21 protein-coding genes and 3 pseudogenes are annotated in these 22,491 nt (G+C 40.4%); 13 read left to right on the top strand and 11 right to left on the bottom strand.

From position 1 onward, the window contains the following. Nucleotides 1-48: 48 nt before the first annotated feature. Nucleotides 49-1,197 (top strand): annotated as a pseudogene (locus ACWM1W_RS07605) (AMP-binding protein); the annotation flags it as partial. Between the two features lie 243 nt (nucleotides 1,198-1,440). On the opposite strand, the gene ACWM1W_RS07600 reads toward ACWM1W_RS07605, so the two are convergent. The 3 genes from ACWM1W_RS07600 to ACWM1W_RS07590 form a co-directional block, all read right to left on the bottom strand. Further along, a complete protein-coding gene (locus ACWM1W_RS07600; RefSeq protein ID WP_034170877.1) occupies nucleotides 1,441-2,118 on the bottom strand; it encodes a type 1 glutamine amidotransferase domain-containing protein in 678 nt (225 codons plus the stop codon). A gap of 173 nt (nucleotides 2,119-2,291) precedes the next feature. Continuing rightward, entirely contained in the window at nucleotides 2,292-2,456 is a 165-nt protein-coding gene (locus ACWM1W_RS07595) for a hypothetical protein (RefSeq protein ID WP_005235678.1), read from the bottom strand. A gap of 229 nt (nucleotides 2,457-2,685) precedes the next feature. Continuing rightward, a complete protein-coding gene (locus ACWM1W_RS07590; protein ID WP_375725458.1) occupies nucleotides 2,686-3,555 on the bottom strand; it encodes an SDR family oxidoreductase in 870 nt (289 codons plus the stop codon). Nucleotides 3,556-3,753: 198 nt separating this feature from the next. Here ACWM1W_RS07590 and ACWM1W_RS07585 point away from each other — a divergent pair. Then, a pseudogene (locus tag ACWM1W_RS07585) lies at nucleotides 3,754-4,005 on the top strand (ABC transporter ATP-binding protein); the annotation flags it as partial. A 62-nt stretch (nucleotides 4,006-4,067) separates the two neighbouring features. On the opposite strand, the gene ACWM1W_RS07580 reads toward ACWM1W_RS07585, so the two are convergent. Then, on the bottom strand, nucleotides 4,068-4,379 hold the full coding sequence (locus tag ACWM1W_RS07580) for an ArsR/SmtB family transcription factor (RefSeq protein WP_005235664.1): 312 nt from the start codon (nucleotides 4,377-4,379) through the stop codon (nucleotides 4,068-4,070). 104 nt (nucleotides 4,380-4,483) lie between these two features. Between ACWM1W_RS07580 and ACWM1W_RS07575 the strand changes: the two genes are divergently transcribed. From ACWM1W_RS07575 to ACWM1W_RS07550, 6 genes are all read left to right on the top strand, one after another. Further along, nucleotides 4,484-4,900: a YeeE/YedE family protein gene (locus ACWM1W_RS07575; protein ID WP_375725457.1), complete on the top strand. Its 417-nt coding sequence runs from the start codon at nucleotides 4,484-4,486 to the stop codon at nucleotides 4,898-4,900. Further along, nucleotides 4,901-5,317 carry a DUF6691 family protein gene (locus ACWM1W_RS07570; RefSeq protein ID WP_313582749.1) on the top strand — a complete coding sequence of 139 codons (417 nt, stop codon included), beginning with the start codon at nucleotides 4,901-4,903 and terminating at the stop codon, nucleotides 5,315-5,317. A gap of 2 nt (nucleotides 5,318-5,319) precedes the next feature. Beyond that, nucleotides 5,320-6,195, top strand: coding sequence for an MBL fold metallo-hydrolase (locus ACWM1W_RS07565; RefSeq protein WP_375725456.1), 876 nt, complete (start codon nucleotides 5,320-5,322; stop codon nucleotides 6,193-6,195). 118 nt (nucleotides 6,196-6,313) lie between these two features. Then, the gene (locus ACWM1W_RS07560; RefSeq protein ID WP_375725455.1) at nucleotides 6,314-6,739 is read left to right on the top strand and encodes a hypothetical protein; all 426 of its coding nucleotides are present in this window, start codon (nucleotides 6,314-6,316) and stop codon (nucleotides 6,737-6,739) included. A 39-nt stretch (nucleotides 6,740-6,778) separates the two neighbouring features. Continuing rightward, a complete protein-coding gene (locus ACWM1W_RS07555) occupies nucleotides 6,779-8,671 on the top strand; it encodes a copper resistance system multicopper oxidase (RefSeq protein WP_375725454.1) in 1,893 nt (630 codons plus the stop codon). After that, the gene (locus ACWM1W_RS07550) at nucleotides 8,658-9,551 is read left to right on the top strand and encodes a copper resistance protein B (protein ID WP_375725453.1); all 894 of its coding nucleotides are present in this window, start codon (nucleotides 8,658-8,660) and stop codon (nucleotides 9,549-9,551) included. The genes ACWM1W_RS07555 and ACWM1W_RS07550 overlap by 14 nt, the downstream gene beginning before the upstream one ends. A gap of 97 nt (nucleotides 9,552-9,648) precedes the next feature. Here ACWM1W_RS07550 and ACWM1W_RS07545 read toward each other — a convergent pair whose 3' ends face one another. The 6 genes from ACWM1W_RS07545 to cynS all read right to left on the bottom strand — a co-directional run bounded on the left by ACWM1W_RS07545 (nucleotide 9,649) and on the right by cynS (nucleotide 15,449). Continuing rightward, on the bottom strand, nucleotides 9,649-9,933 hold the full coding sequence (locus ACWM1W_RS07545; RefSeq protein WP_375725452.1) for a hypothetical protein: 285 nt from the start codon (nucleotides 9,931-9,933) through the stop codon (nucleotides 9,649-9,651). Then, nucleotides 9,930-11,489, bottom strand: coding sequence for a PepSY-associated TM helix domain-containing protein (locus tag ACWM1W_RS07540; RefSeq protein ID WP_375725451.1), 1,560 nt, complete (start codon nucleotides 11,487-11,489; stop codon nucleotides 9,930-9,932). Before ACWM1W_RS07540 ends, ACWM1W_RS07545 begins: the two co-directional genes overlap by 4 nt. A gap of 3 nt (nucleotides 11,490-11,492) precedes the next feature. After that, nucleotides 11,493-11,771: a hypothetical protein gene (locus ACWM1W_RS07535; RefSeq protein ID WP_166138842.1), complete on the bottom strand. Its 279-nt coding sequence runs from the start codon at nucleotides 11,769-11,771 to the stop codon at nucleotides 11,493-11,495. Nucleotides 11,772-11,816: 45 nt separating this feature from the next. Further along, the gene (locus ACWM1W_RS07530) at nucleotides 11,817-12,428 is read right to left on the bottom strand and encodes a DUF4198 domain-containing protein (protein ID WP_208462302.1); all 612 of its coding nucleotides are present in this window, start codon (nucleotides 12,426-12,428) and stop codon (nucleotides 11,817-11,819) included. Between the two features lie 72 nt (nucleotides 12,429-12,500). Continuing rightward, nucleotides 12,501-14,657, bottom strand: coding sequence for a TonB-dependent siderophore receptor (locus tag ACWM1W_RS07525; protein ID WP_375725450.1), 2,157 nt, complete (start codon nucleotides 14,655-14,657; stop codon nucleotides 12,501-12,503). A 342-nt stretch (nucleotides 14,658-14,999) separates the two neighbouring features. Continuing rightward, nucleotides 15,000-15,449, bottom strand: coding sequence for a cyanase (gene cynS / locus ACWM1W_RS07520; protein WP_448765090.1), 450 nt, complete (start codon nucleotides 15,447-15,449; stop codon nucleotides 15,000-15,002). Between the two features lie 280 nt (nucleotides 15,450-15,729). Between cynS and ACWM1W_RS07515 the strand changes: the two genes are divergently transcribed. From ACWM1W_RS07515 to ACWM1W_RS07495, 5 genes and pseudogenes are all read left to right on the top strand, one after another. Further along, nucleotides 15,730-16,539: a formate/nitrite transporter family protein gene (locus tag ACWM1W_RS07515; protein ID WP_104426134.1), complete on the top strand. Its 810-nt coding sequence runs from the start codon at nucleotides 15,730-15,732 to the stop codon at nucleotides 16,537-16,539. 52 nt (nucleotides 16,540-16,591) lie between these two features. Further along, complete coding sequence (locus ACWM1W_RS07510; protein ID WP_375725449.1) at nucleotides 16,592-18,316, top strand: protein kinase domain-containing protein; 1,725 nt, start codon at nucleotides 16,592-16,594, stop codon at nucleotides 18,314-18,316. A gap of 174 nt (nucleotides 18,317-18,490) precedes the next feature. Continuing rightward, nucleotides 18,491-19,807 (top strand): PQQ-dependent sugar dehydrogenase, encoded by a 1,317-nt coding sequence (locus ACWM1W_RS07505; protein WP_375725448.1) that lies wholly within the window; start codon nucleotides 18,491-18,493, stop codon nucleotides 19,805-19,807. A 447-nt stretch (nucleotides 19,808-20,254) separates the two neighbouring features. Continuing rightward, nucleotides 20,255-20,947, top strand: coding sequence for a metallophosphoesterase (locus ACWM1W_RS07500; RefSeq protein ID WP_375725447.1), 693 nt, complete (start codon nucleotides 20,255-20,257; stop codon nucleotides 20,945-20,947). A gap of 189 nt (nucleotides 20,948-21,136) precedes the next feature. Then, nucleotides 21,137-21,538: pseudogene (locus ACWM1W_RS07495) on the top strand (flavin reductase); the annotation flags it as partial. A gap of 65 nt (nucleotides 21,539-21,603) precedes the next feature. On the opposite strand, the gene ACWM1W_RS07490 reads toward ACWM1W_RS07495, so the two are convergent. Further along, complete coding sequence (locus ACWM1W_RS07490) at nucleotides 21,604-22,302, bottom strand: DUF1826 domain-containing protein (protein ID WP_375725446.1); 699 nt, start codon at nucleotides 22,300-22,302, stop codon at nucleotides 21,604-21,606. Nucleotides 22,303-22,491: the final 189 nt, after the last annotated feature.

Genomic DNA, 22,491 nt, shown 5'->3' with positions numbered 1-22,491 from the left:
TGCCATTTGTAAGGTAAAAGGGGTCAATTTTAGAATGCCGTTGACACTGACTTTAAACAGGCCATCGATCAGGTACGGGTCATTGATTTTGAAGCGCCTGTACAGCAGCAGGAAGATACCGTTATTCTGCAATATACCGGTGGAACTACAGGTGTTTCCAAAGGTGCTGAGCTCAGTCATCGCAATATCTTATTTAATATTGCCCAGAACAGTACGGTGTTTATCAGCCATTTTGGCGATCGTTATGCCACAGAAGATGAATATGTGTTTTGTGCCTTGCCGCTGTATCACATTTATGGTTTTACCATCTGCCTGTTCAGTTATGGACTAAGTCGAGGTTTTGCCAATGTGCTGATTCCAAATCCAAGAGATCTGGATGCTTTAGTCGATCAATATCATAAACATCCTCCGACGGTGTTTCCGGGCGTGAATACCATGTTTAATGCATTGGCTCATCATCCACGTTTCCGCGAGCTGGATCACTCACGCCTAAAAACCACGACAGGCGGTGGTGCATCTGTTTTAAAAAACACGGCAGAATTATGGTATGAAGTCACAGGCTGTCATATCTATGAAGGCTACGGTCTTTCTGAGACCTCACCAACGGCAACATTTAACCCGCCTTTAAGCAAGCGCTTTAGCAGTAGTATTGGCTTGCCATTGGCAGGCACAGAAATTCAGATTCTGGATGATGAAGGAAAACCTGTAGCACTTCATCAGGCTGGAGAAATTGCTATTCGCGGCCCTCAGGTGATGAAAGGTTACTGGAAGCAACCGGAAGCAACAGCACAGGTATTTACCAAAGATGGTTTCTTCCTGACAGGTGATATCGGCTGTATGGATGAGAAGGGTTATATCACCATTCTGGACCGTAAAAAGGACATGATTCTGGTCTCCGGCTTTAATGTCTATCCAAATGAGTTGGAAGGTGTTTTATCCAAACATCCGAAAATCCTGGAATGTGCTGTCATTGGGGTTAATGATGAAAAATCTGGACAAGTCCCGAAAGCCTTTATTGTAAAACAGGATACCAGTCTGACTGAGAATGAAGTCATGACTTATCTGAGACTACAACTGACCAGTTATAAGCTACCAAAATATATTGAGTTTGTGTCTGGATTGCCAAAGTCTGCAGTCGGTAAAATTCTACGTCGTGAGTTGCCTAAAACCGTGCAGCCGGATGCTAAAGCCTGTTAAGGAATGACATAGTCAAAATAAAAAAGGAATCTTTCGATCACTGCTGTCCCATAGTTTGCTTTAAATAAAAAAACCTGAGTCCTAACAGTTAAAATATGAGTGCAAACAAACTGCATCAACAGCAGCAGTAGCGAATTAGAATTTCGGCATAAAACTAATAAAAACCCTGATGTGACATCACATCAGGGTTTTTAACCAGTAAATAAATAACTGGCCTACAATGACTTATATCTGGATGAAATCTTATTTTAATAACTTTAACAGCGCCTCAGCCGTTGCGGCAGAAGATGCCGGATTCTGTCCGGTAATTAACAAGCCATCTTGCTGTACATGCACCTGCCAGTCCTCAGCCTTGGAATACTGTCCGCCTTTTTCTTTTAGTGTATCTTCAACTAAAAATGGCACAATATCAGTCAGGCCAACACCATCTTCTTCGGTATTACTAAAGCCAGTCACTGATTTACCTTCGACAATAGGTCGGCCTTCTGCATTTTTAACATCGCGAAGTACACCCGGTGCATGACAGACAAGTGCCACAGGTTTATTAGCCTGTAGAGACTGTTCAATTAAGGAAATAGAATTCTGGTCCTTGGCCAGGTCCCATAACGGTCCATGACCGCCCGGATAAAAGACCGCATCAAAATCCTGATTTAGCACTTCACTTAATTTATGCGTATTGGCAAGTGCCTGCATGGCTACTTCATCTGCTTCAAAACGTTTGGTTGTTTCGGTTTGTGCATCAGGTTCATTACTTTTTGGATCAAGTGGTGGCTGGCCACCAGCAGGAGAGGCTAATGTTACGTCTGCACCTGCATCAATAAAAGTGTAGTAAGGCGCGGCGAGTTCTTCGAGCCAGAATCCGGTTTTTTTTCCCGTTTCGCCAAGTTGATCATGTGAGGTTAATACAATCAGAATTTTCATATTTTTCCTTAAAATTATCTTGAATGACTTGATGAAATAACGAAACAAAGGAACGAATCTGACTTCCTAACGCAATCAGATTTTTTCGATTGTTTAAAAATAAAAAGAATAAAATCTGGATAGTTGAAATGATGCTAAATCAATAGCATCACTTTCCTTGAACTTTGGATAGCTCAGTTTTTCTTTTTCTTGCCACCGCCGTCTTGCTTATTCACAGTCGACCAGGCAATACGCTCTGCTTCGTCTTCAGAACGACCACGATCTTTTTCACTGTCTTCAATATGCTTAGCTTGCCGTTTTTGCTTTTCGGTATAAGCCGATTTATCACCTCTAGACATTTTACTATCCTCATCAGGTAGGGTCTGAAATCACTATAACAAGGGATGATTTTGGCGCGGGTAATCATCTGTCAGGATTTGTTTGAATTGTTTTATAGCTTTAAGATGAATTTTATTGATATTCATCAAATTCTATCCTTTGAAAGGTGTCTGAATCTAAAACATATCAAGTAATTAATAAAAAAGTAGATAACGACCTAAAAGACCGCTATCTACTTTCAAACTTTGATTAGCCGTTAATAATACTGCCGCCATTTACATGAATGACCTGACCTGAAATATAGCTGGCTTCTTCACTGGCCAGAAATAAATAGGCAGGAGCGACCTCACTCGGTTGTCCCATACGTCCCATTGGTGTCTGTTTACCAAAATCTTCCAGTTGTTCTTCATCAAAGCTACTTGGAATGAGTGGTGTCCAGATTGGGCCTGGTGCAACACCATTCACACGAATTCCGGTTTTATTTTTCGCCAGATTGGTAGATAAGCTGCGAGTAAATGAAGTAATCGCGCCTTTGGTACTCGAATAGTCTATCAACGTGTCATGCCCATGATAGCTGGTGATACTGGTCGTATTAATAATACTGTCACCTGCCTGCATATGCGGAAGCACCGCCTGAGTCAGATGGAACATAGACAGGATATTGACATTAAAGGTCTTGAATAACTGATCTGGAGAAATATCAGTAATACTGTCCTGCGGATACTGTACACCTGCATTATTTACCAGAATATTAATGGTTTTAAATTCCTGAAGGGTCTGCTCAACCATTTTTTTGATTTCATCAGGATGCTGTAAATCGCATTGAATCAACAGGCAACGACGTCCCTCTGCTTCAACCATTTTTTTGGTATCAAGCGCATCCCGGTCTTCATCCAGATAGCAAATGGCAATATCGGCACCTTCGCGAGCAAACAATACTGATACAGAGCGACCGATCCCGCTGTCACCACCTGTAATGAGTGCTACTTTGCCTCTTAATTTATCGCTACCTTTATAATTATCTTTAATGACTTCCGGAGTAGGATCCATTTTAGTCTGATCACCCGGTTGATGAGTCTGGGTTTCAGTTGAAGCTGGAGTTTCAGGATAGTTATTCATATTTTTTCCTTGATTGCTCTTGATGAAAAAATATATTAGGAGCTTTTAGTTGGGATTAAATTAGACTCAACATTTCATAACAGAACCTGTGCAAGATTTAGCATTTATACATTTAGCTTAAATTGACACTTTAAAACTGTATGTTCGAGTTATTTAAAGTCGACTTCTAGAATGAAATATCGGGTTTCTTTTTAAGAAATTGCTCGTGCCCTCATTACAGAACCTGCCTTGTTACTGGCCGATGAACCAACCGGGAACCTGGATACCCAGACCGCGTCTGAAGTTTTTGAACTGTTTCGTAAAATAAATAAGGAACAGGGCTGTGCCATTTTGCTGGTGACTCATGATCCGCGCTTGTCTGTTAGTTGTGACCGCACTATCAAGTTAGTTGACGGTCTGATTCAAAGTGATACCAAAACAGCTCCAGCAGATATTCCTGAAAGTACTTAACTTTTAAATAGTTAAGAAGTTTTATTCTTCAATTATAGATAAATGAAGATTTTTCTTATCACTTAAGCCTTGCAATAAAGCTGATATAAGGTTTGCATCAGGGTGAGTAATTTGGGGTCGGAAAGCTGATAAAAAATCTGTTTGCCTTCACGACGCGTGCTGACCATTTCGGCTTTTCGGAGTACGGTAAGTTGTTGCGAGAGAGTAGGTTGGTGAATATCAGTTTGTAGCTCAATCTGTTGTACATTCATTTCACTATCGACCAGTACACATAGAATTTTCAGACGGTCAGAATTCGACAACACTTTTAAGCGTTCGCTCACTACATGAGCCTGAGAAAAATCAATACGTGTCTGAGATTCATCTGCTGTCATATAAAAACCTATATTTGTATTAGTCACGCAATATTCAAAAACTGTCTTGATTAATATTTTTAATTATATAATATAAAAATATATATTGTAAGTGGGATATGCTCATGCATGACTTTTTGGCAGCGTTTCTCGGTGGATTACTGCTTGGTCTTTCAGTGGTCGGCTATCTGTATGTCAATGGCCATATTGCGGGCGTGAGTGGTTTGGTTGGGCAAGTACTTAATCGAAAGACGATTTTCAAAACTCCTGCGGTCTGGTTTTTAGCAGGACTATTTATAGTTCCATTTATCTACGGCGTTTTGTTTCAGCCAGAAATTGAGCTGAATGCCAGCCCATTGATGATGATCATTGCCGGTTTGCTGGTCGGTTTTGGTACACGTTTAGGCTCAGGTTGTACCAGTGGGCATGGCATTTGTGGGATTAGCCGTCTGTCAAATCGCTCCTTTGTTGCGACCGGGTCTTTTATGCTGGCGGGATTTATCACGGTTTATGTTGTTCGTCATCTGGTTGGAGCTATCTAAATGAAAAATCTATTCGCTTTTCTATTTGGTGGCCTGTTTTCAGTCGGCTTAATGCTCTCAGGCATGTCTAATCCTGAAAAAGTTCTGGATTTTCTGGATCTGTTTGGGGATTGGGATGCCAGCCTTGCCTTTGTCATGATGGGGGCTATTCTGGTGGCTTTTATTCCTTTCCAGAAAGCTAAACATAATCCAAATCCAACCACTTTATTTAATGAATCCATTGATTTACCAAAGCATCAAAAGATTGACCCTAAACTGCTGTCGGGTAGTTTATTATTTGGTATCGGTTGGGGAATTGCAGGCATTTGTCCGGCACCCAGTTTTACCCTGATTGGTTTGGGACATTATCAAGCCTTGTATTTTATCGCATCTATGATGCTTGGGGTCTGGATTCACCGTAAATGGGCAGGAGTATAAATATGACACAGCAGTCACACGTCAAAGCATTTTTTGATAAAAATACCAATACTTTTAGTTATGTAGTGAGTGATCCTCAAACTGCCCAATGTGCCATTATTGATAGCGTGCTGGATTACGATGCTGCGTCTGCCACCACATCGACCGAGCATGCCGATCAGATGATTGCCTATGTAAAATCACAAGGTTTGACCGTGGAATGGATTCTGGAAACCCATGTTCATGCTGATCATCTGACAGCCGCTCCATATCTGAAACAGCAATTAGGCGGCAAGATTGCAATCAGTAAGAAAATTTCGCTGGTGCAGGAAACTTTTGCCGAGATTTATCATCTGGACATGAAACAGATCAATGCGCATCAGCCTTTTGACTATCTGTTTGAAGATGGTGAGCATTTCAAGATTGGAGAACTGAAAGTTTATAATATTCCTACGCCAGGCCATACACCTGCCTGTTTAAGCTATGTGATTGGTGATGCCGTCTTTGTAGGGGATACACTGTTTATGCCTGACTATGGCACGGCTCGTTGTGATTTTCCAAATGGCAGTGCCTCGGTTTTATATGATTCTGTTCACAAGCTATTTCAACTCCCGGAAAGTACCCGGGTATTTTTATGTCATGACTATTTGCCAGAGTCACGTCATGAATATCAATGTGAAACGACGATTCAGCAGCAAAAACAGCAAAACGTTCATATCCGTGAAGGGATTAGCAAATCTGAATTTGTACAGATGCGAGAGCAGCGTGATGCGGGTCTAAGTATGCCTAGACTGATTTTGCCTGCGATCCAGATCAATATGAATGGAGGACAGTTTCCAATGCCAGAAAACAATGGTATGTCTTATTTGAAGCTGCCGCTAAATTATTTTAAGAAGTGATCAATTTATCAGGAACAAAATATTAATCTTTAAATTAAGCGCTTATAAAGTTTGCGAATTTTAATATTCCACCCTATGCTATTTGGGTTAACTCATTTTTATATTTTCAGGGTGCATCGTGCTCAGACAGCTCTTTAAACAGATCTGGTTTGTGATGCTTATGGTCTTCGCCGTAGGCTGGAGCGGCATGTCTGTTGCTTCAGTAAAAACGATGCATCTGGAAACGTCAGCCAAGCAGATGAGTTCCCATTGTCAGGAAATGGCAAAAATAGAGAAGTTACATAGCCAGCATCAAGCTATGCATAGTTCTGCTCATGATATGAGTCAGGACATGGATTGCCACTCCGACTTAAACGAGCACAAAGATGACTGTCCGGATTGTATTTATAGCTCTTGCCATAACCTGAGTAGCTGGATCGATATGGAAATTTCGAAGTTAACTCTCCCTGAGATTCATGCCTTAGAAACTACTTTTATTTCTAATTATCAAGCCAAGCACCTTGCCGGGTATTGGCAGGAAATACTGCGCCCACCTAAAGCTTAATCCTCGATATTTATATTTTAATAAATCAAGGATTAAGTTATGTCGATTAAAATTAGTCAAAGCCTATTATTGGGCTTAAGTTTAGTGATCTCGTCTTCATTATTTGCTGCTGTAAAAGAATATCAGCTGGTTATTGATGAAGGTCCAGTCAATATCACTGGTAAAACGGTACAACGTATTACAGTTAACGGTAAATTTCCTGCACCTTTACTGGAATTTGAGGAAGGTGATGAAGCTGTTATTCGCGTCAAAAACAAGCTAAAAAATAAAGAAAGTTCTCTTCATTGGCATGGTTTATTGCTACCCGGCCTGATGGATGGTGTCCCGGGTTTTAACGGGTTTCAGGGCATTGCACCTGATCAGGAATTTGTCTATCGCTTTAAAATTCGTCAGAGTGGAACCTACTGGTATCATGCCCATTCCAAGGGTCAGGAACAGGACGGCCTTTATGGCGCCTTTGTGATCTATCCCAAAAACCAGGCGGAAGTTCCTGCACATGAGCATACCGAGCGTGATTATGTGGTCATGCTTTCAGAATTTCATGAGCAGTCCGGCCAGCAGATCATGAATAATTTAAAAAAATCTGCCGAGTATTATCAAAATCAGCGTGAAACTCTGGGCGATGTTTTTCAGCAAATCAAACGGGAAGGGCTTAAAGCCACCTGGAATGATCGCAAAATGTGGAATCAGATGCGCATGCTGAAAACCGATCTGTCTGATGTAACCGGCTATACCTTTTTGGTGAATGGAAAAACGCCTGAACAGAACTGGATGGCACAGTTTAAACCGAATGAAAAAGTGCGACTGCGTTTTATCAATGCCTCTGCCATGTCATTTTTCGATGTGCGTATTCCACAGTTAAAAATGACAGTGGTCAGTGCAGACGGGCAGCCTGTCAAACCTGTAGTTGTCGATGAATTCCGCATTGGTGCCGCAGAAACCTATGATGTGATTGTGGAGCCCGCTGCGGAACACTATCAGATTGAAGCTGAATCGATTGACCGTTCTGGTTTTGCGATTGGCAGCTTACAGAATGAGTTAAAGCCAGTTCATCATGCCATACACAAACCTATATCCCGTCCTCGTGCCTTATTGACTATGGAAGATATGGGACATGGCAACATGCAGGGTGAAGAACACGAGCAGATGAATCATCAGAATCATGCTAGTCATGACATAAATGTCAAAACAGCTACTAAACATTCGATGATGGGGCATGAGCAGCATGCATCAGCCAAAGTGATCGAGCAAGGGGAAGATAATCATGCCGAGCATTCAGATACTTCATCCGCTATAGATCATGTGAATCACTCAAATATGACCGGGCATATGCAACATGAAAAAGACGCCAAAACTTCTACGCAGCAACCAGTTTACGGCTGGGCTAATGCCTCTACACCGGTAGGGCATAAAGCTTTGCAATATAGCGATCTAAAATCTTTGACCCCGCAAAAAGATATTCGCGAAGCAGAAAGCGAATTGGTGATTCGTTTAGGCGGCACCATGGAACGGTATATCTGGACCATGAACGGCAAAAAATTTAATGAAGCAGAGCCGCTCAAAGTGAAATTTGGGGAACGGATCAGGCTGAAATTTATCAATGACAGTATGATGGCGCATCCAATGCATTTACATGGCATGTTCATGCAGCTCGAAAATGGCCAGTCTGCAATAGATATGCCGAATAAACATACAGTGATTGTCCCACCTGGAAAAACCGTTACGACTTTGCTGACTGCAAATGAACTAGGTGAATGGGCGATTCATTGTCATCTGCTGTATCACATGACTGCCGGCATGATGAATAAACTGATTGTAGCAAATGTTCAGGAAAATGGCGTTTCGACTCGGGATACTGTGCGAGAAGATCATTCCAATCATCACATGCCAAAACCAGCAGAAAAACAAGGAGATGCTCATGCGCACCATTAATCTTTGTTTGAAACCTGTTTTGGCTAGTGTATTGGCGTTGGGAAATATTGCTGTTTTTGCTGAAGAAAGTTCTCAACAGCATGCTGATCATTCGATGCATCATCAACAATCACTCCAATCGTCAGAGCATTATTTAACTTCAGTAGCACCGGAAGTTGCTGAAAATTTAATTCCAGATTCAGCTTCAACCTATTCCAATGAGCATGATCATCGCAAGGAACATGGAGGGCAAATTTATGCGTGGGTCAAACTGGACAATACATGGATCAAAAATTCAGAAGGTGAGGGAGGTTTACAGTCTGAGAATGAGCTTCGGATTGGCACGGATGAAAATAAACTGTTCATTAAACTCAAAGCTGACAAACAAGAATCCAGAACAACAGAATATGCAGTCCAAGCTCTGTATAGCCGGAATATTTCAGATTTCTGGGATGCTCAGGCGGGTCTTCGCTATCGTCAGGAAAGTTTGAGGCAGCCTAATGCTGGGCAAGATAGTGAACATGTAGATGCAGTGTTTGGATTCCATGGACTGGCGCCGTATTTCTTTGAAACCAATACACATCTGTATCTTGGTGAAGATGATTTTATCGGGCTTGAATTGGAAACAGAACGTGATCTGCTACTCACACAAAAACTGATTTTGCAGCCTTATTTTGAAGTTGACCTCATTCTGAAGGATAAAGCAGCCAATGCCAAAAAGACTGGAATAAGTCATGCGGCATTCGGTCTGGAAACTCGTTATGAAATCAATAAAAAGATCATGCCTTATCTTGATATTGCTTATGAATATTCCAAGGGTAATGAGCACACCTCATGGCAGGACGCATCTGATTCTGAACAGGGCTGGCGTTATGGAATCGGTTTAAGAATGATGTTCTAAACAGATATGTATATAAGCTAATATTTATGAGGCGGAAAAATCATTTTCTCGCCTCATATACTCAGTTATATCTTATTCTTAAGGCCTTTATAAACTTTTAAATTTTTCTTTGTTTTAAATTATTCATCTTCAGAATAAATATAAATACGATTGGACTTATAAAAACCCAAAGTGCTATAAAGCTAATACTACTACTGAATTGAGTTCGTAAAAGGGACAATACCAATAGTAAAAGACTGCCTGAGATCAATTTAACGATGACCGGATAACTCACAAGAAAAGAATATCGAGATTGTCTGGTTTTTAAAATCTGTTTTTCACTCACTGCATAAAAACCAAAACAGGCCATCCAGATCAGCCCTACTATTGCCATCCATATCATGAAGAAGACTCCTGCTGTGCAGTTTTAAGCTTGGCCTGAATTTTATGAACAGCTTTTTGCTGGATAGGTGTAATTTTCTGATGTAGGAAGTAAGCGAGAAGTGCCAAGATCCAGAGCATCAGATCGATACGCAAAAACAGCCAATAGTTTGCAAAAGAATCCAGATAATGCTGAGACCATAAATAATATAGGTCGATGAATGGAAGCATAAAAGCGGCACAGATGAGAATTTTAAGCTGCGTTTTCCATAAATGCAGTTGTGGCGTTAAACAGGCCAAGATAAAACTACTCAGCCAAATACCAAAGAAGATATAGATTTCATAATTTGTTGTGCCTCCAGGAATGTGAACTAAACGGTTTGCATAAAGATAAGCCAGCATGGCAATAGGTAAACCAATTATCATGGTGATATTCAGACGATTCACCAGATAATATCCAAAGTGAAAACGATCCGATTTTTTCTGCATCTGCCGTTTCAGGCTCCAGAGCAATAATCCGGAAGCGATCATGGCACAGCCTAATATGCCTGAGAAAAATAGGGCTACACGTAAAACAGGTTCAGCAAAACGTGCCATGTGCAAACCATATACTCCGGCATTCAGGGTAGCAATTGCACTGTCATTACGAGTGTTTTCAAGCAATTTGCCTGTCGTCGCATTTAATACGAGTTGTGCCTGATTGCGGGTAATAGAATGATCTTTCAATTCGGTTAAGGTAATCTTTGCCAGCTGGGTATTCGGCTGCTTCACGGTAATATTGTCAAATTCTGATTTTCCCCAGTGCTGCTGCGCCGTAGTGATAAAATGTTGAATCGGTAACATCTCCGTTTTAATGGGCACAGCAGAGGGAGCAAGCACATTTTTGGTTCGGATTTCTTCAAAATATTGAAATGGATTTTCTGGATATAGCTGCTTCATGCCAGAAGGCAAAACAATATAAAAGAAAATAGCCAGTCCAGTAAAAGTCATAGTTAAAAAGAACGGTAGCGCAATGACGGAACTGACATTATGAAAATCCAGATAGGAACGTTGTCCTTTAAAAGCTCTCAGAGTAAAGAAGTCGGTCAGAATTTTTTTATGGGTAATGATTCCGGAAATCAGGGTCATCAACATGATGAATGCAGCAATGGTGACAATCAGACGGCCAATGGTATAAGGTACGCCATATAGCTGAAAATGAAAGTTATAGAAAAAATCTCCGCCCTGTGTAGCCGAAAGCGTTAATTCCTTACCTGTCATAGCATCCAAGGTTTTAAGTTGATAAGCACCCTCTGCAGTTTGCCAATAAATTTTATTAACCGGTAAATCATGATTTGCTACCCCGATATACCAGTTCTGTGCATCAGGTGCATGTTGCTGTAAATAGCTATAAGCAGTTTTTAAAGCTGTTTCCTGGTTCACCTGCATCATGACAAATTGTGGCTGCATCCACATTGTAATTTCATGGCGATAATAGGTAACCGCACCTGTTAAAAAGATCGCGAAGAGGAGCCAGCCAAAACTTAAACCTAGCCATGAATGTAGCCATGCCATAGATTGACGGACAGATTTATGCATGGTTTAACCTATGAAGCGGGAAATGACAAATAAAACAATGAGAGGAATCAGGCTATAGACTGAAAGTGTTTTAAGACTTTGGATACAGAAGATTCCAATCACAAAACAGACATAAAAAATCAGGGCAATAAAGGCAGCCAGATAAACCGATTCAGCTTTGGGTAGACTCGCCTGTAAAAAATAGGCCAGATCGAGAGCAATCAGATAACTACATAAATAACCAATACCAAAGCTCATGCCTAATCGATACAGGATAGCAAGTGGCTGAAGGGTAGAAATCATGGAAAGGCCTTTATATGAATCTGTATAAATAAATATTGAGGTAACTTAATGCACGAAGCTTAAAGTAGTGACCAGGTACTGTTTCTTATACACTTGCTGATTTAATTTTCCTGTCTTGTCTACTTCTTGACTCACCTCTAGTACATATTGACCCTTCCATGGCGTAGCAATATTAATTTGGCCATGCTTGTTGGTCGTATAGTTTTTAAGCCAGTGCTGTGGGGAATAGACAGTCACTTTGACATCCGCAGCGGGTTTACCCTGATACAGTACCGTAAATGTATTGCTGTTGATCTGGGTTGGGACAATATCCAGTTCGGACTCTGCTTTCAAGTTTTGTCTGCCGGATTTGGCATGATAGCTGAGTAAGGATTCCCCATAGATCAGTTCATGATGGAGCTCTACATCTGCTTGATCCTTTGTAGAGTAGACCAGATGATCCTGGTGTAGTTGGGGACTAAATTGTTTTTTAGTCTGAATCGCTTTTGCTTGGCTGAATGCCTTTAAGGCACCTTCTTGAGTCTCTTTGAGCTGTTCACTATATTCACCAAAGAATGCATGTGTTTTTGCATCTGAAGCACGTTCTAGCCAAAGCATATGGGCCTGAGTAGAAAGGGCCATTGACAGTCCAATTGTCAAAGTAATGATTTTTTTCATGAATTCTACCTGATGATTGTTTACATATAAGAAAATGAGCTCCGAATATTCTTTCAAAGCTCAAGCGAAAAATTAATATTTGAATTTTACGGCCACACTGTAATTTGCCGGTGCACCATAGAAGCCTTGCTGATTCGGGAAATTAAATAAGTATTTTTCATTGGTGAGATTATTCCCGTTGGCCTGCAAAGTAATGTGATCATTGAGTTCATAACTGGCCATCAGATTCACAAGCGCATATGCATCCTGTTTGATAATGCCTGCTTGTTGGGTAACAACACCCTCTGTAGCAGCTTCAGGAACTTCTAGATAAGTTTTATCCTGCCATTGCACACCAAGGCCCAGTTTCAGTTTTGGAAGTTGTGGCACCTGATAGGTGGTTAAAAGATTAAAAGACTGGGTTGGATTGAAGGTACGCGCATCACCGCCATTGATCAGATCTTTCAGGCTAAACTGGGTATAACCAAAGCTTAAGTTAAAATGGTCGGTCAGTTGTCCCGCCAAGCCAAACTCGTAGCCTTGGGAACGCAGGTCACTGACCTGAGTTGTGCGTAAAGTCGGGATACCATCAGAATCACGAAGCGGATAATTACTTTGCTCGGTTCTGAACACAGCCATGCTGGCGGTAAGCTTGTCATCTAGCCAAGAACCTTTGACTCCAACTTCATAGCTTTCACCTTCGATCGGTTTGTTAATGCTGCCATCATCTGCTTTGGTGGTTTGCGGACGGAAAATCGAGGTATAACTCAGATAGCCTGTATATTCAGGGCTAAAATTATAGGTCAGACCGGCATAGGGTAAAACTTTAGCTTCATCATAAACAGTATCTTTTCCATAACTACTGCCACTGCTTTCAGCCTGAACGTAGTTCACACCTAAAAGCAGTTTCAGATCATCATTCAGATGCAGTCGGGTCGCAGCATAAAGGCTCTGGTTCTTCTGCCGGATATGCATTTCACCACTGGTTTTCGATAGATCCCAGCTTGGTTCTTCGGGTGTAAAGCTGGCTAAATCTGTGGTCAGCGGATTGACAAAGCTGCCAGCATAACCCAATTCATCCAGACGATTTTTGGCCCAGACATAGCCCAATGAGGCTTCATGGCGTTGTCCCCAAAGCGGATAGGTGCCGCTAAAAATCAGGCTGGCTTGTTGTTCTTTATTGTCATCAATATACATGCCTGGATATAAGAAAATACCTGAAGTACCGTCAGCACCAGGTTTACCGGACAGGAATAAAAGTTTTGAATCCCGGTCAGTCCGTTTTTCCTCATAACTCAGTTTAGCTTTCCAATCAGCACCAAGTTGTTGTTCGATCTCGGCAAAATAGTTTTTAATATTACTGTCCCAGTAGGCCCAGTCCGGACTGTAATTATAATTTCTTGAATAGCTTAACTGTTCACCTTCAGTATTGATTAAAGGATTGGAACCCCAATTGACACCATTTGGATTATGATTCGTTTCGGTATAACCAGCAGTTATTAAGGTCGAATCAGTCAGGTCAGCCTCAACAACTGCACCAATGCCATTTTTTTCGAGTTCATAGTGATCCAGATAACTATCACCTGTCTGCTGATAGCCAAATACTCGGCCTCTGATTTTTCCATCCTGTGTCAGGGGAGAGGAAACATCTGCTTCATAACGTTGGGTATTCCATGAACCATAACTGGTATTAAACGCGGCTTGAAGCTCCTGAGTAGGGCGTTTTCGAATCATATTAATGGTAGCGCCCGGATCGCCAATACCATTATTTAAGGCATTTGCACCTTTAACGATCTCAATACGGTCAAATAAAAAGCTGTCTGGATTGTCATTATTGTAGTTATAGCCTTCAAGCGGAATCCCAACGCCGTCTACCAATACGTTTGAGATTTCAAAACCACGTGATAGATAGGAAGTTCGTTCGGTCTCCTGGTTACTTACAGTGATCCCCGGTGAGTTACGGAGTACATCACGGGTATTATCCAGTGCAAAGTCATCTAATTGTTGACGCGTCACTACATTCACTGTTTGTGGCGTTTCCTTAAGAGGAATATTTAGTTTAGAAGCTGTTGCAGAATTTTGAATAATATAGCTTTTAGTCTGTTCAGAGCTTTCTGTTGTTTGTGCTGCATCAGTGACTATCGTGATGGTAGGAAGCTGCTGACTATTTTCTGCAAAACTTTGCTGGGTCAGCAAAATGGCAAAACTGAGCAAAGATAGCTTGAAAGTTGGATGATTGGTATAAAACATTTTAATGAATGTAAATGATAATAATTATCGCTAATGTTATTGATTAGATATTTTTAAATCAATCTAAATACAATAGGAAATTTAAATTAAAAAATACTCATTGATAGAGGAATACTTTGCAGTTAAAGCAGATTAAAAGAAGGGATTAAGATTTTGCTTAAAATAAAAACGATTCATTTCAGTAAAATAATATTTAAATTATTGATTTCATATTAATTTTAAATTTATAAAGTATTTGCTAAATATTTTTCATGTATAGAATGCGATTAATGCTCAAATATAAAAAGAAAAATGAAATAAAAAAAAGCCATCACATTGATGGCTTTTTATAAATGATATTGATCAATAAGTTTTATAAGGCAAGAACTTGCCAGACAATACGACATTGACGCGGTCGCCATTCGGATTTTCTTCGCGTTGAATATCCATACTAAAATCAATCGCGCTCATAATACCGTCACCGAATTCTTCATGAATCAGTTCTTTAATGGTAGAACCATATACATTCACCACTTCATACCAACGGTAAATTAAAGGATCAGTCGGTACGCTGGTTGGCAGGGAACCTTTATATGGCACGATCTGTAGCCATGCAATGGCTTCATCACTTAAGCCAAAAATCTGACCAATCTTTTCTGCTTGCTCTTTATTAAACGCCATCTGACCTAAACATGCAGCGGTTACCCATTCTTTAGAAAGACCAATCTCTTTGGCAACATCTGACCACTTAATTGACTTTAAAACTTTCGCTGAAATGATCATGTCAGTTACTTGTTGACGATGGGTAATCATAATCCTCTCCAAATTATTCTCAAATGAATGTATGCAGAACGGATAATGCAGATATCATGCCAACAGCATTCTAGAGTTCATGCTAAATAGAAAATGAATATTTAAGCGATTATTAATTTTTTGTGGCACAGCTTTTGCTTCTGTTTCGATATACATGGCAACGACGCCATTCACCATTACCTGTTCTAATATTCAAGGCAACGGCGCCTAAGGTCTTCAGTGATCTTAGGCGTCTTTTTTTCGAAAAACAGGTCCGTATATTGAAAAAGAGGACGACAACATGGCATATCTTGCTCCTGCGGAGTTTGCAAAAAAAGTAGTAGATGCGGGTGAATCCAAGCTTCATATGGCAACCCGTGATGTTCTGATTCGTGCCTTTATGGCAGGTGCAATTTTGGCCTTGGCAGCCGTATTTGCAATTACGATTGCAGTGCAAACTGGTGTGCCACTGATTGGCGCATTACTGTTTCCTGTTGGCTTCTGCATGTTGTATTTATTGGGCTATGACTTGCTGACTGGGGTATTTGTATTGACACCGCTGGCATGGCTGGATAAACGTCCTGGCGTTACCTGGGCACGCATTTTAAAAAACTGGGGGCTGGTATTTTTAGGTAACTTTACTGGGTGTTTAGTCGTTGCAGTCCTGATGGCTGCGGTTTATACCATGGGCTTTGCAACTGATCCGAATCCAGTTGGTGAAAAAATTTCTCATATCGGTGAAGACCGGACCTTGGGTTATGCGGCTTATGGTTTCTCAGGTTGGATGACTATTTTTATTCGCGGCATGCTGTGTAACTGGATGGTGTCTTTAGGTGTGATTGGCGCAATGATGTCAACTACGGTGAGTGGCAAGTTCATCGCAATGTGGATGCCAGTGATGCTGTTCTTTGCCATGGGCTTTGAACATTCAGTGGTAAACATGTTCCTGTTCCCATTTGCCATGATGATGGGTGGTGACTTCTCGATTGCAGATTATTTCCTGTGGAATGAATTACCGGTTGCTTTAGGTAATCTGGTCGGTGGTTTAGCCTTAACAGGTCTGGCACTTTACACCACACATGTACGTACTGGCGCGAAAAAAGAATTCTAATAATGAATCATTTTTAAAGGGATCAATATGATCCCTTTTTTGAGTTTTCAATATGAAAAAAACATTAAAAGTCGCTATTGGACAATATTCTACGGCTGGTATTAAAGATCAGAATCAGGATTTTTATGGCATCTTTTTACCAGAAGGTCATGTACTGAAGCAAAAAGGTATAGCTTGTGCGATTGCCGACGGGATCGGTAGTAGCAATGTCAGTCACATTGCCGCAGAAACAGCCGTTAGCAGTTTTCTCTCTGATTATTATTCGACTTCGGATGCCTGGAGCACTCAGACTTCAGCAGCACGGGTGATTCGTGCCACTAATTCATGGTTATATGCACAAACTCAACAAAGTCAGGGACGTTTCGATAAAGATCGGGGATATGTCTGTACCTTATCCACACTTATTTTAAAGCAGCATCAGGCGCATATTTTTCACGTCGGTGATAGTCGTATTTATCGAATCCGAGATGGTGAAATTGAATTATTAACCCATGATCATCGCGTCTGTCTGTCTTCGACAGAACATTATCTCAGTCGTGCCTTAGGCGTGGATTATCGTATTGAAATTGATTATCAAAGCCTTGAACTAAAAGAAAAAGATGTCTTTCTACTCATGACTGATGGGATTTATGAGTTTGTTACAGACCAACAATTATTAGATTTCACCTTAGCAGCAGATCACTTAAATCAACTTGCCAAATTCCTGGTTGAACAGGCTTTAAAACAGGGCAGTGATGATAATTTAAGTCTTCAAGTGCTCCGTATTGAGCAGTTGCCTGAACCAGATCAGTTTTATATGCACCAGGATTATGTTTTTCCACCCCAGCTCAGCAAAGGTGAAGCATTTGAAGGCTATGCCATTGACAAAATCCTGCACCAAAATCACCGCAGTTGCCTGTATTTGGCACACGATCATGATCGGCAACCGCTAGTGATTAAAACTCTGGCAGTAGATTTACAACAAGATGAACAGGCTGTTGAACAGTTTCAACTTGAAGACTGGGTTTCAAAGCGTCTTAAGCACGAAAATCTGCTGCAATGTTATACGCATCAATCAGAGAAAAAATATTTATTCCAGAGTTATGAATATTTGCAGGGAGAAACCTTAGATCGCTGGCTGCATCAACAGAAAAAGCCTTTGCAGATGGAAGATATTCTCCCTATTTTGCAGCAAACAGCATTGGCCTTAAATGCAATGCACCGACTGGAAATGTTGCATCAAGATGTACGTCCTGAAAATATCATGGTCTTAAACGTTGATAATACACTTAAAGTCAAACTGATTGATTATGGTTCAACTGCTGTACGAGGTTTAGTCGAAATTAATCCTAAACATGTGAATCGGCCACTTGGTACCTTGGCATTTATGGCACCTGAATATTTCATTGAACATTCACCATCCGTGCAGTCTGATCAATTTTCTTTGGCGGCAATGGCTTATTATTTACTGACTAAACAGCTTCCTTATGGTACAGATTTGGCTCGTTGTAATACGCTGAAGCAGCTGAAGAAAGTTCAATATCATTCCATTCAAAAATATCGGCCAGATTTACCACTTTGGTTAGACCAGATTCTAAAAAAGGCTCTGAGTATCGAGCCAATGTATCGTTATGAGGCATTGACTGAATTGATCCATGATCTGGAACACCCATCCAAGGAATTATTAAAATTCAAGGCCCCCACCATTATTGAACGTGATCCTTTACGTTTCTGGCAAATCAGTTGTGCTGTATTAGGACTTTTACTTTTATTAAGTATTGCATGGCCATTTATTTAAAGGTTGGAGTGAATATAAGTAAAAAATTAGACCGTGTTCTATGCTTTGGACAGCTTGCGTCACTAGTATATTTATGGCAATCAATCCACAACCAGAAACTACAAGAACTATATCATTACGATTTCAACCACCTTTTAAAATGGGAGAGATAAAAACAAAAAGCAAGGAACTACCATGGCGGCTCAATTTCTCCTATCAGCCTTAAGTACCGTAATCATATTGGCATTTACCGGCTGTACAGTTTCATCCAAAACACCTGCAACAGATAGTTATGGCTCCCAGCCGTCTTTACCTGAACCAAAATCAAGACTGTTTCCGGTCGTCAACATTGCCCCTGCAAAAGGTTGGCCTGAAGGTGTCATGCCAACGCCAGCACCAGGTTTAAAAGTGCAAGCATTCGCACAAGGCCTTCAACACCCGCGCTGGTTATATGTATTGCCGAATGGAGATGTACTCGTAGCTGAAACTGATGCTCCACCTAAGCCTGAAGACAGTAAAGGGATTAAAGGTAAAATCATGAAAATGGTAATGAGAAGAGCAGGATCATCCTATCCAAGCGCCAACCGTATTAGCCTGCTGCGTGACAGTAATCAAGACGGCATTGCTGACCAGAAAACGGTATTTCTGCAAAATTTAAACTCGCCGTTTGGAATGACCTTAGTGGATAATATGCTTTATGTCGCAAATACAGATGCTTTAGTGCGATTCTCTTATCAGCCAGGTATGACCCAGATTAAAGAAAAAGGAACTAATGTATTAGACTTGCCTGCAGGCCCTTTAAATCATCACTGGACGAAAAATGTTATTGCCAATCCTGCAGGCACGAAGCTCTACATTACGGTAGGCTCCAATAGTAATGTGGCTGAAAATGGCATAGCTCAGGAAGAAGGACGCGCCCTGATCATGGAATTGGACCTTTCTACAGGTCAAGCCCGGCCGTTTGCTACAGGCCTGCGTAATCCCAATGGCATGGACTGGCAGCCTCAGAGTGGAGCCTTATGGACTGTAGTGAATGAGCGCGATGAGCTGGGTAATGATCTGGTTCCTGATTATATGACTTCGGTAAAAGATGGTGCTTTTTATGGCTGGCCTTATAGTTATTATGGCCAGCATGTAGATACACGAGTAAAACCACAAAAGCCTGAACTGGTCGCACAGGCAATTAAGCCAGATTATGCATTGGGGAATCATACTGCCTCTTTGGGACTAACATTTTATAAAGCCAATTTAATGCCTCAATATCGTGATGGAGCCCTTATTGGCCAGCATGGTTCTTGGAACAGGAAACCTCATAGCGGTTATAAAGTTATTTTTGTGCAATTTCAAAATGGTCAGTCTTCTGGGCAGCCTCAAGATATTCTGACCGGATTTTTAAGCAAAAATGGAGATGCATTTGGCCGACCTGTGGGTGTGGCTACAGATGCCCAAGGTGCAATATTAGTTGCTGATGATGTAGGGAACGTGATTTGGCGAGTATCACCGAATCAATAAATAATTAGATACTAATAAAATAAAAGCCTTATAGTCTCTCCCAAAACTATAAGGCTTAGCGGCTGTAGTCTCTACTTTTATCACTTACCATCCCAGTAAGTTCGCTGTCTTTCGACTTTATTATCGTTGTAATGCGATTATTATCAGCTTTCCTTGCTGACTCTTTATGTGAAACATAATGTCAAAAATTGAGGAATCAGGATATAGAGTATTTGCTCCAAACTATGTAAGTCAAAACTTACAAAAAATAATATATTTATACAAAAGTTAACATTGTGTGAATATTCTTATATTTTACAAAGGTTTTTGAAGATAAAAATCAGTCAATAGTAGTGTATAAATAACTACTTTCCAGTTATAAACAGCATTAAAATTAAAAGATATGATTTAAAAATCATCTTTTGCTTCAGGTTTGGCAGCTAGGGTTCCAGGTTATAGAAGATATTTATGAACACTTTAACTAAGGTAATTGATGGATCTAATTTCTCTGCCTTATATGTGGTCGGGGATCTGCATGGTTGTTACAGCTTGCTCATGCAAGAACTGGAGAAAGTTCATTTTAATTTTGAGAAAGATCTACTGATTTGTACCGGAGATCTGGTCGATCGTGGTAATGAAAATCTAGAATGTGTTTCATTGGTTAGTCAACCCTGGTTTTATTGCGTTCGCGGTAATCATGAGGAAATGTGTATTAAGGGCCGTGACGATGCATGGATTCAAGATATACATGCACAGAATGGCGGTGAGTGGTTCTATCTTTTATCTACCGAAAAACAGGATGAACTCAGTGAAATTTTTTCGGCACTTCCTTTGGCCATTGAACTAAACCTAAAACATAAAAAGATTGGCATTTTGCACGCAGATATTGCGCTAAATGACTGGAATGTATTTAAAAAGAAAATTGCAAAAGGTGAAAGTAGAATTCCAGGCTTAACTTCAGCATATACCAATGCACTTTGGGGTAGAGGGAGAATTCGCAATCATTCTTATCGCTATGGAACCGTTAAAAATATCGATGAGATCTATCTGGGTCATACGATTGTAAAAAAACATATCCAAATTGATAATTGCCACTATATCGATGTCGGTTCTTCTTATACGCAGAAGTTGTGTATTGTTAAAATAAAAGATGCAAACTAGGTACTATTGCTAAGAGCCAACTGTAAAAATATATCAATAACTTCTGCCTTTAAAATTAACTTGATAGCTTATTTTTACAAAAGTCGATCTACATTAATGTTTGAATGAGAAACTGTATTTTGTCCTATTTAATTCTAAGTAAGTATTCATACAAATAATTCGGCTATAGTGAATTTATCTCATCTTTGTTTTACGGCATCTGCGGTATGCAGCGTGACCGATACGCCACCGACATTGCTGGTCTGTATGAATCAGTCGTCTCGATCACATGTGCATTTTATTGAGAACAAAATTTTGTCAGTGAACGTCTTAGGTCCACAGCACGAACAGATTTCCAATGCATTCGCATCCAGCAAATTCAGTTCTGAACGAAGATTTCAATTAGGTTCTTGGACACCGCTAAAAACAGGTTCACCTGTATTAGACGATGCATTAGTGAGTTTTGACTGTGAAATCGAGAATATCTAACAAGTAGGGATACACAGTATCTTGATGTGCCGAGTGGTTGCGATTCAACGGAGCGAACAGGATCAGAGCCTAGTGTATTTTAATCGTACTTACCATTCGGTTGGACAATTAAAATTTGCTTGAATATAAATGAAAAAAATGACAATAAGATAATGTGGATTTTCTCATTTTTAAGATTTGTATCGAATTTAACAAATCAAAAGCAATCGGTATTCACCCTCATTTTCAACTGGAGCCCGATGTACACATGGTAGAGCCTGTTGGGTGGGATGATCTACTGCCAATCGCCAAAGATGGCCTTGACCTAAATTGACAGGTTTGGCATCAGGCTTAGGTTGATAATGCAGATCAAAGAAATATTCTTCCAGAAAATCTTCAAATCCGGCTTCTGGGCCATCATATAATTCTTTCAGCTTTGCCCTGATTTCTGGAATCAGAATCTTTTGTTCCACCTGATCAGTGGGCAAGATATCGCTTGCAGCGCCATGATAGGTACATAAGAAAGTATCTGTTTCAATCGGTGAGCGATCGACATGAAATGAATAGACATCTGTAGTAATAAAATCAAGCTCATTATCCCGTTCATAGCATTTGAGCAGATTGAGTGAAGGGGAAGCGCCGTAGTCAGTTAGTCGCTGTATATCTTTTAAGATAATCTCTCTTGCCAGATGACCGCTTTCTGAAAGCTGGAGTGTCATCAGATCATCAATTGAAACTTCGGTCATATTTTCCTCTAAATGAAGCTTATTCACGATCTCGGCAAAATTGCCCGCTAAATTTCTAGACCAGCAAATCGCATTCATCTCATCCTTAAAATGCGAATTAACAAGTTCAGAAAAGTTTGAAACTACACGAATTTGTTTATTGCCTGAAAATTGATTATGCATGCTTAAATGAAATGACTTATGAACTATGCCTAATATTACCCTTAGATTCCTCACAATGGCATAAAGCAAAAGATATCAGCTGCTTTTATCGACATTTTTATTTTGACTATTTTTAAGGTGTTGCCTCATAACTTTATGACCCATAAAAAAAAGAGATTTTAAAACCTAAAATCTCTTTCCTTTCACAGC

It is taken from the genome of Acinetobacter sp. TW_SC_4 (assembly GCF_054861205.1).
Note: the sequence above shows the minus strand (reverse complement) of the source record. Positions and strands in the feature narration are given on the sequence as shown.